Genomic DNA, 7174 nt, shown 5'->3' with positions numbered 1-7174 from the left:
ACTGCTGGGATAACGCGGTAGTGGAGAGCTTCTTCGGTAGCCTGAAGCAAGAACGGATTCAATGGCACCACTACCAGACTCGACGAGAAGCACAGCAAGATGTGTTGCATTACATCACGATGTTCTACAACAGCTTTCGGCTACATTCATATTTGGATTACCAAAGCCCGAATCAATATGAAACGGCCTGGAAAGAATTACGAGAAGTTGCTTAACTGGGTTGTCACAAATCAGTTGACCACGTCAAACATAGTAATCGTGAAGAAACGTCAAATAATCAGCGACCAATATTTCTGCAAAATCTCCAGATCGTGTGCTTGGCCCTAAGCCAGAAGAATTGTCCGGAAACTTCAGGCTTAACAAATATTCGGAGTTCGTCATCCCTTCAGGCTTTAGTATTTCTATTTCCGCATCAGCGCAATAGTGATTTCTAAAATGTCTTGCCCAGTGAGACATAACCTCTTCATTGGCTATATCATATGCGAACTCATAAACAGGAACATTCTCACCTGTTGATATAGCAATTACTTCACCAGTTTCGTGAAGCCAAGCAAGATGTTCATTTGTCCAAGGCATACAGAGCTGCTCGCCAATCCATTAGTATTGGTTTTTGTTTGTTTAAATGTCCGCTATGGGTCGTAAGCGGACATTCGCCACTAAATGCTAACTAAAAACATAGCACATTCCTGAGAACTACATTTTGCCAATGACATGCGTAGTAGCCCTCAAATTTGACCACCTTCTATGGCCCCAGTGCAGGTCATACATATTTTTTACTCACATCAAATCTGGGGGCTGCCACTGTCACAAAACTTTCAAGTTTTATGCGTTATCAACTTCCTCATCCCAGATTTCTCCATAGCCAATTCGCTCTAGGTAGCCACCGAAAGTGTTGTATAACTTTTCGGTCCAGTATTCAGCATTTTCTACCCAGGGGAACTTCGTACCCGCCTTTTCCATTTCGATAGACTTATCCACCATTTTCCAGAAGAAGCGACTTAAACGCCTTGCTTCATCGGCATTCTGGACTGTACCTGTGTGGAAAATATTTAGGACAATTTCCTCGTTCAACACATTTGCAAAATACTGTGCAAATTGTTTTTCTTCGTCGTATCTGTATTCGATCATACTGCCAATCCTGCCTCCCTGATAACAGACATTCTCTGCGCGACAAATCTCAAAAAGCCCTCTCGACTCATTTATAAAAAATTATATGCAACAAGTCAGAAATAGACCGTAGCGAGGATAAACCTGAGCGCGTTCAAACATCATGCGTATATGAAATGACTTAGCCCCTACTGAGCAGAACTAGTCCATGAGACTACTTATTTTGAGTAGCGGGCTTTCTTAAAATTTAATCCCCCAAGGCAACGAACATACCAAAATATTGGATTTTAAGATGAGTAAACCTGACAACATCAAAGACAGACCCAAACTTACTCCAACAATCGCAAGCCTGGATAGCATCGAGAAAAGTGTTGAGAAATCACGCCATAAAAAGGCTTTTCAAGAAGACAAGAAGCTGACTAAAGCAGACTATAAAGATGTCTAACATCCAGGTTAAGCTTCACCCGTCACTAAACGATGCATATCAAGAAAATTTGTATTTCCGGCAGTTGGTTCAAGACTTTAAACTGTTCAAGAAAGGTGTTCTCATACCCTACTTCGGAAGAGACGCTTCTTACGATTATCCCCAGTCGATTAGGGATGCCGGCCTACTCCATATACATATATTGCATGACTCTTCTAAAGCCTTTCAGAGACGTCAAAAAGCAATGGCACAAAATAGATATATTGACCCATATAGCCTGACATGCGACATTGGTGATCCACCGAACGATAAGGCTTTGGTATATACTAAAGGCTTTCTTAATGAGAATTTATTCCTCATATTAGATTTTTTCTCAGCCAATGCACATGACCTTGCAAAACCTCCTTCACCTAGATTGAGAAGGCTCGCTGATATGGCAAGAGAGTTTAGGGACCAGTATTGATGTCAAAAGTTAATTGGGAAAAAGGCACTCCGAAATGGGAGGGGGTGTTCTTAGCTGCAACTATTTTCCCCAACGGCCTCGGTGAGAACCAGTTGCTCTATTGGAAAGACGATGGCTGGTATGATCTTTATTGTGAAGAAAAGCTTCCCTCTGATTACAGAGTCGTTGGCTTTCTTCCCGCCAGTGAGATCGTTGCACGCTTCCGGGGTGAGTGGCCAGAGTGGGGAGAGTTGTAAGTCTTTCGTTGCCTTAGTTCGGGAGCTGGGAAGTGTCTGGAGGAGGCAATTTTAATGCAGTTCCTGCGCCGTCTTAAAGCGTCCAAGATGAATCCTCTAGGGCCGGATATTGCTAACGCTCCCTGGATGACCTTCAATCTGTCGGGTACAGAGCTACGGTTCCGCTGTCCTCCTCATGAGATGACTGCAGAAATGAAGGTTGCGCCAGAGACTCTGAATATTTATCAGGACGATATCTACGAGTCTTGGAATACAGTGGAAAGCATAGGGATGTCTGTAAACTTAGTAGCCACTGGCTGGGACTTCCGAGACAATCCCTTCGGGGATGGTCTAATCGGCTATTTGATGCATGACATCCAGCTTCAAAGGCGTCACCCTCATTACCGCAAGGTTGACACTCTATTCAACCCTGTAGACACCAAGGCATGGATACTGAGACATTGTGATGGTGTATGGGGGGATATGAACAGAGACCTATGGGAAAATCGGGAAAACTATGACACTACTATTGATCCTGAACAACACTTCTGGCGTTACCCAAAATCTGCAGACGAGATTTGCAGAGAAGTAATTCATGGTAGAGAGTGGTACGGCTGCACTATAGAGAAACCGAATGGACCCAAACGTCGACTGTGGAGCATTCCCATTTCCGACGATCATGTATTGATGCTCCATTTTCAACCCAGCGCCCAAAACCGTGAGTACTACGAGCCTGACCACGACCTAGACGGGGCAGTTGAAAAGACGATCCAAGAGTTCATGTCTCACGTTCACGTCAAGTTAGCCCCCGATGCTCAACAGCGTTATGAGGAAGTGATGGCCGAAGTTAGTCAGGCCAAGTGACCTAACAGTATCTTTGCGGGGACAAAAGCCATGTAGGAATATGCCTTGGGAGCGCCCTTTACCTTATAGGGATGGACCGAAAGCCATCAGGAAGTCACTGAAGATCCGGCGGTCAACACAGCGCCGAACGAAATTCCCTACATAAAATGATGGTAAGAGCATAAACCTATGTGGAGACTGGCTTCACGCAGACACCCCAGCGGCCCAAACCGCTGGGAGGATCATAAAATACGGTTGTCCGGCACTGAAATTACCTACAGCGCGCCTAAGAACAATCATGAACTGATTGATTACCGTGCGCCGTTGTTAGTCACTGAAAATATATATGATCCTGCTGTATTTGAACGTAACAGCATCAAAAATAAATACAGGCCCCTTAGCTGCGGCCTTGCACTGAAGGACTGGGTATTCTTTGGTCTACCCTTGCTGGAAGGGCGTATCGGGGATCTGAAGTTTCACGTTACGTTAGCCAGGATGCCTGAGTTCAGCAGTCTGTTTCGTCCGAGGCATTTGGAGTGTTCTATCGAAAGATACATTTATGCCTCTCCTAACTCAATTCAGGTATCCGGTTTAAGCCGACAACATTGGAAGATCAGAGAATTCAGTGGGTTCAACTGGGTAAATTATCAATATCAGGGGAACCCTGGACTCCATAATGCTGAAGAAGTGGTCGGTTCAGTCTGGCATTTGCCAATTACGGATGAGCACATGCTAAACGTGGATTTCAAACAAATCATCCGTATCAAAAACAGCCGCCTACACGAAACCTATCAAAAGCTGATCGAGCAAGTGATGTCGAGCTTTACCATCGAGCTGTCAGAAGATGCCCAGAAGCAAAAGGAAGCTGTACAGTCAGAATATCCGGACGAAAGACTTTCCGAGCATCTGCCTCCCTATGAGTTTGAGACATACCCGGTGTTTGATGAGTTTGAATTGTCAAAACTCATTAGTGAACAACACAATAATAGATTGCCCATGGATGAGTGGGATAAATTAGTCCAGGAAGAAGACAAGATACAACGCCAAAAGGCCGAAGAAGCTCACCAGCGGGTATTGGCTTCCCATCTCAGGTTCCGGGGTACTATGTAAATCAGGCAATATTGCAGGGTAAAGTCTGCCGCCCTCAAAGTGCCCCAATAAACTTCTGTGCATCCCAAATTTTTCTCGCCACATTTATCTCAATGCTGAACAAGCGGGTCAGACTCGCAGAGTCAGACCCGGTGCGGTCCTTTAGTTGAGTTCAATTCCAATCCTTGTAGCAGTCCAACATAAATTTCATCCCTTCTGAGGCATCCTTAGCGTTATAAAAGTCGACCATCATTTGGTCAAAGTTATCTTTAACAGCTCCCGGTACTGACAGGTAGTAGTAGCCATCTATTATTCAAGAAGAAGTGTCAGATCAGATTGAAACAATTCCACCTTAACGCCGTTACCAGTCTCGCCAACAAGGGTCTTCCTGACTTTTCTTGGTGACACTATTTATTCAGATAGCTGATCTTGACACCAGCCTTCTGACTCAGTCGGATTAACTCAGGTAGATCCTTTTCCTCGACCAAAATCAGCGCATAGGAATCAGAACCTTCGTCAATGGACAGCAAGCGATAGCCCTGTGACTTTACACACTGAAAGATGGACGGCCCATATCCCTCTTTATCTAAAAATGTTCCAAGTCCATATTTAGTGCTTTTATAGTGCTCCATCAATTCCCAGTAGCCCTCGGATTTATCCAGTACAGCGTTTGAAAGCTTATTTAGACTGGCCAACGCCCAACCCGGCTCTGCCGCATGATCCTGGTACACAACTTTATCATGTCTTATTAGAGCATCGACCAAAACAATCACCGGAGGAATATCCTCGGAACTCTCTATTCCCCGATTAAGAAGGTCATCTTCATATTGATTGAAATAATCGTCGTTTTTATCGAAGAACAACTGTACTTCAGACCTTGCTTGCTGGTTTCCCTGCGACAGAATATCAACAAGCTCTAAATAGTCGTTTCTCAATTGTGGCTCATCGCCTACTTTCTTATTCATTGCAAACAAAGCAACACCGACTAACAGCAGTAAAACAAGAATAAGCAAATAGATCATCTTCAAAAATTTCACCTCTTGGGTTTTCGCTGGAACCTGAATTAGTGAATCGCCGAACTCCGCAGAAATTTTGGAGAGGAGCAGATAATTATTTTCCCAAGAACGGCGTTTCGCACAGCTTTGATTTAGGTATTCCCTCAAGCTCTCGATATACCAGAGTGTATTACCAATCTAACGAAAAGGACGACCGCCAATTTCAAATATAACAGCTCTAAAGATGCAGAATTTGAAGAATTAGCGAATCGTTGTCATTAAACACCCCATCAATGTCCTAAATTCCCTCCCCGGTTCCTTATCCCCAATGCTATTTTTTATTGAGATACATACGGGAAAAATGATGACGTCAACACGAATGGGTTCCATGCATTGGACTTTGCGTCGTAAGGGTAGAATGACCTTCAAGGATCAGATCACTTATGTGCGATCGAGTGCCCTGGTTCAACTCAAGGCTCGTTTGCCCCATTTACCCTTTTTGACTGAGGGGCCATCAACGAAGCATTCTGCAGAGTTACTGGAGCAGGTGAAGATTCCTTCTTCACCATTGATTCAGGAGGCTCAAGCCTATGTTCGGGATCTGGCAACGGATACCATTTTCTACCACAGTATTCGCGCTTATTTCTGGGGCAGCCTGCTGCGATTGAAATCACATCACTCCATGGATGAAGAGACGTTTTACCTGAGTTGTCTTTTCCATGACCTCGGTCTGACCTCTTCATTGCACGGCAAGCTGGAAGGGGCGGAATGCTTTACCTTGGAGAGCGCCCAAGCGGGTCAGCAGTTTCTTCAGCAGCACGATGTGGCCGAAGAGACTCAGGATACCATTTTCGGAGCTATCACTCTGCACTTGAACCCTATTGTCGATGGAAAGGAAAACGGCTGGATAGCGCATTATCTAAATGCCGGTACGGCCTGTGATGTCATTGGTGCCCGCTATGGGGAAATTCATAAATCTGATCGACAGACGGTGTTGCAACGATACCCAAGAGGGACATTCAAATCTGATTTAATCCGGATATTCGAGCAGGAAGCCGCCATGAGGCCTTGCTCCAGAATCGCTTTGATGAACCGCTTCGGGTTTCTGAAAATGATTCAGTGCGCACCTTTCAGTTCTTAAAGACGCCTATACTATCTAGACAGTCCTGTTATACAGGCCTGAACCACAAAACGTTCTAATATCTAGAAAATAAAAAGCAAAATATACGCATTTTCTTTCGATAAAAATGGACTTAATCTAACAACATCAAACTGTTGACGAGGATGCTCCCCATGAACAAACTACTCTCCAACCCTCTATTTCTGGTACCTGCTCGCATACTCCTGGCACTCATGTTTATTCTTGCTGGCATCAGTAAAATTTCCGGCTATGAAGGCACCCAGGGGTATATGGAAGCCTTTGGTGTCCCCGGCATGTTGCTCCCTGTGGTCATTCTGACGGAGCTTGGCCTGGGCATATTGATTGTCATCGGATTTCAGACCCGACTGGCGGCCTTTCTACTGGCAGGATTTTCAATCATCGCGGCGCTGATTTTTCACAGCAATTTCGATGACCAGATGCAATCCATTCTCTTTATGAAAAACCTTGCTGTCGCTGGGGGCTTCTTTGGATTGATGGTGGCGGGACCAGGTCCCTTCAGTCTGGATAACAGAGGCAAATCCTGATTTATCTTTCAGGTTACTTTTCACGTTAACTTTATAGTTATTTTAGCCCCGCTCTGCGGGCAATGCTGTTCACTTAAGAGGAGCAGCATTGCGATCTACTGGATATCGGGTCTTTGATATCTTAACCGTCCGAGGTGTCGTAGGCCTCGGACGCCTCTCCAAAAACAGACTACTAATTCCCGATCTTAACTCTGACAAGCGCCGACCTGTTCCAGATATCGGATTGGAAGCCGCCATCACAATTAACTGAACAGCAATATAATCACACACTGGTTTGAAGCGAATGTCAGACGGGGCTCGATCAAAGCTTACCGCCGCAATCGATGCTTCTCGCCTTATGATGTTGTAGCAC

11 protein-coding genes and 1 pseudogene are annotated in these 7174 nt (G+C 44.9%); 8 read left to right on the top strand and 4 right to left on the bottom strand.

Annotation, left to right across the window (positions count from 1 at the left end; translation table 11 throughout):
* A partial coding sequence (locus tag F566_RS36060; protein ID WP_020405063.1) for an IS3 family transposase occupies positions 1-215 on the top strand: 215 nt, incomplete at its 5' end.
* Positions 216-243: 28 nt separating this feature from the next.
* Here F566_RS36060 and F566_RS34700 read toward each other — a convergent pair.
* Together F566_RS34700 and F566_RS0100715 are read right to left on the bottom strand one after the other, a co-directional pair.
* Positions 244-576 (bottom strand): Hachiman antiphage defense system protein HamA, encoded by a 333-nt coding sequence (locus F566_RS34700; protein ID WP_020405062.1) that lies wholly within the window; start codon positions 574-576, stop codon positions 244-246.
* 246 nt (positions 577-822) lie between these two features.
* Entirely contained in the window at positions 823-1128 is a 306-nt protein-coding gene (locus tag F566_RS0100715; protein WP_020405061.1) for a hypothetical protein, read from the bottom strand.
* Between the two features lie 271 nt (positions 1129-1399).
* Between F566_RS0100715 and F566_RS36625 the strand changes: the two genes are divergently transcribed.
* From F566_RS36625 to F566_RS0100690, 5 genes are all read left to right on the top strand, one after another.
* Complete coding sequence (locus F566_RS36625) at positions 1400-1552, top strand: hypothetical protein (protein ID WP_020405060.1); 153 nt, start codon at positions 1400-1402, stop codon at positions 1550-1552.
* Complete coding sequence (locus F566_RS0100705; protein WP_020405059.1) at positions 1545-1994, top strand: type II toxin-antitoxin system YafO family toxin; 450 nt, start codon at positions 1545-1547, stop codon at positions 1992-1994. The genes F566_RS36625 and F566_RS0100705 overlap by 8 nt, the downstream gene beginning before the upstream one ends.
* Positions 1994-2230 carry a hypothetical protein gene (locus tag F566_RS0100700; RefSeq protein WP_020405058.1) on the top strand — a complete coding sequence of 79 codons (237 nt, stop codon included), beginning with the start codon at positions 1994-1996 and terminating at the stop codon, positions 2228-2230. Before F566_RS0100705 ends, F566_RS0100700 begins: the two co-directional genes overlap by 1 nt.
* Positions 2231-2284: 54 nt before the next feature.
* Complete coding sequence (locus F566_RS0100695) at positions 2285-3073, top strand: hypothetical protein (RefSeq protein WP_020405057.1); 789 nt, start codon at positions 2285-2287, stop codon at positions 3071-3073.
* Between the two features lie 168 nt (positions 3074-3241).
* A complete protein-coding gene (locus tag F566_RS0100690; RefSeq protein WP_020405056.1) occupies positions 3242-4162 on the top strand; it encodes a hypothetical protein in 921 nt (306 codons plus the stop codon).
* 386 nt (positions 4163-4548) lie between these two features.
* Here F566_RS0100690 and F566_RS0100685 read toward each other — a convergent pair whose 3' ends face one another.
* The gene (locus tag F566_RS0100685; RefSeq protein ID WP_020405055.1) at positions 4549-5304 is read right to left on the bottom strand and encodes a DUF6630 family protein; all 756 of its coding nucleotides are present in this window, start codon (positions 5302-5304) and stop codon (positions 4549-4551) included.
* 193 nt (positions 5305-5497) lie between these two features.
* Between F566_RS0100685 and F566_RS35090 the strand changes: the two genes are divergently transcribed.
* Positions 5498-6277 (top strand): HD domain-containing protein, encoded by a 780-nt coding sequence (locus F566_RS35090; RefSeq protein WP_157496535.1) that lies wholly within the window; start codon positions 5498-5500, stop codon positions 6275-6277.
* Between the two features lie 152 nt (positions 6278-6429).
* The gene (locus F566_RS0100675; RefSeq protein WP_020405053.1) at positions 6430-6822 is read left to right on the top strand and encodes a DoxX family protein; all 393 of its coding nucleotides are present in this window, start codon (positions 6430-6432) and stop codon (positions 6820-6822) included.
* Positions 6823-6891: 69 nt separating this feature from the next.
* On the opposite strand, the pseudogene F566_RS36055 reads toward F566_RS0100675, so the two are convergent.
* Positions 6892-7174 (bottom strand): annotated as a pseudogene (locus F566_RS36055) (IS4 family transposase); the annotation flags it as partial.

This window comes from Hahella ganghwensis DSM 17046 (assembly GCF_000376785.1).
In the GTDB taxonomy this organism is placed as follows: Bacteria; Pseudomonadota; Gammaproteobacteria; order Pseudomonadales; family Oleiphilaceae; genus Hahella; species Hahella ganghwensis.
The sequence above is the reverse complement of the archived record's forward strand: the minus strand, read 5'-3'. Positions and strand labels throughout refer to the sequence as shown.

Bases quoted from the DNA above. Each gene is read 5' to 3' on its own strand.
- F566_RS0100705 (WP_020405059.1), top strand. From the start codon at position 1,545: ATGTCTAACATCCAGGTTAAGCTTCACCCGTCACTAAACGATGCATAT.
- F566_RS36625 (WP_020405060.1), top strand. From the start codon at position 1,400: ATGAGTAAACCTGACAACATCAAAGACAGACCCAAACTTACTCCAACA.
- F566_RS35090 (WP_157496535.1), top strand. From the start codon at position 5,498: ATGATGACGTCAACACGAATGGGTTCCATGCATTGGACTTTGCGTCGT.
- F566_RS0100690 (WP_020405056.1), top strand. From the start codon at position 3,242: ATGTGGAGACTGGCTTCACGCAGACACCCCAGCGGCCCAAACCGCTGG.
- F566_RS0100715 (WP_020405061.1), bottom strand. From the start codon at position 1,128: ATGATCGAATACAGATACGACGAAGAAAAACAATTTGCACAGTATTTT.
- F566_RS34700 (WP_020405062.1), bottom strand. From the start codon at position 576: ATGCCTTGGACAAATGAACATCTTGCTTGGCTTCACGAAACTGGTGAA.
- F566_RS0100695 (WP_020405057.1), top strand. From the start codon at position 2,285: ATGCAGTTCCTGCGCCGTCTTAAAGCGTCCAAGATGAATCCTCTAGGG.
- F566_RS0100700 (WP_020405058.1), top strand. From the start codon at position 1,994: ATGTCAAAAGTTAATTGGGAAAAAGGCACTCCGAAATGGGAGGGGGTG.
- F566_RS0100675 (WP_020405053.1), top strand. From the start codon at position 6,430: ATGAACAAACTACTCTCCAACCCTCTATTTCTGGTACCTGCTCGCATA.